Origin of the sequence: Lichenibacterium ramalinae (genome assembly GCF_004137085.1) — a bacterium.
Taxonomy (GTDB): domain Bacteria; phylum Pseudomonadota; class Alphaproteobacteria; order Rhizobiales; family Beijerinckiaceae; genus Lichenihabitans; species Lichenihabitans ramalinae.
On sequence record NZ_QYBC01000070.1, the window covers coordinates 1 to 630 of the forward strand.

At 77.1% G+C, this 630-nt stretch carries 1 protein-coding gene; it reads left to right on the plus strand.

What is annotated here, in order from left to right; all coding sequences use genetic code 11:
• The coding region (locus tag D3272_RS27050; protein ID WP_165361562.1) for a helix-turn-helix transcriptional regulator at positions 1–630 on the plus strand (630 nt) is incomplete at both ends.

Genomic DNA, 630 nt, shown 5'->3' on the forward strand with positions numbered 1-630 from the left:
CGCCGGCTGGCCGGGGGCGCTGTGCTTCATGCCGCACGGCACATCGTCGGACTGGGAGATCACGTCGCCCTTCGCCTTCGTGCACCTCTACGTCCCCGCCGAGGAGCTCGCCCGCGTCTTCGCCGAAACCTTCGCGCGCGACTCCCGCCTGCTGGACGTCGCCGAGGTCACGTTCGGCGACGCGCCCCGGCCGGCCGAAGCCCTGCGCCGGCTCGCCCGCGCCACGCTGGCCGGCGAGCCGCTGGAAGCGGAGGCCGCCGTCACGGAAGCGCTGGCGCTGGTGCTGGCCGAGCGGCGCTGGGGCGGCGTGCCGCTGCCCGCCATCACCGGCGGCCTCGCCCCGCACCTCGCGCGCCGCCTCGCCGACCACGTCGAGGCCCATCTCGCCGCGCCGCTCCGGCTCGGCGACCTCGCCGCCGTGGCGGGGCTCAGCGCCTTCCACCTCCAGCGCGCCTTCCGGGCCAGCCAGGGCGTCTCGCCCCAGGTCTTCGTCGCGCACCGGCGCGTCGCCCGGGCCAAATCCCTGCTGCGGGGCCCCGACCCCCTCGCCACCATCGCCTTCGCCTGCGGCTTCAGCAGCCAGAGCCACCTGACGCGCGCCTTCAAGGCCGCCACGGGCGTGACGCCGGG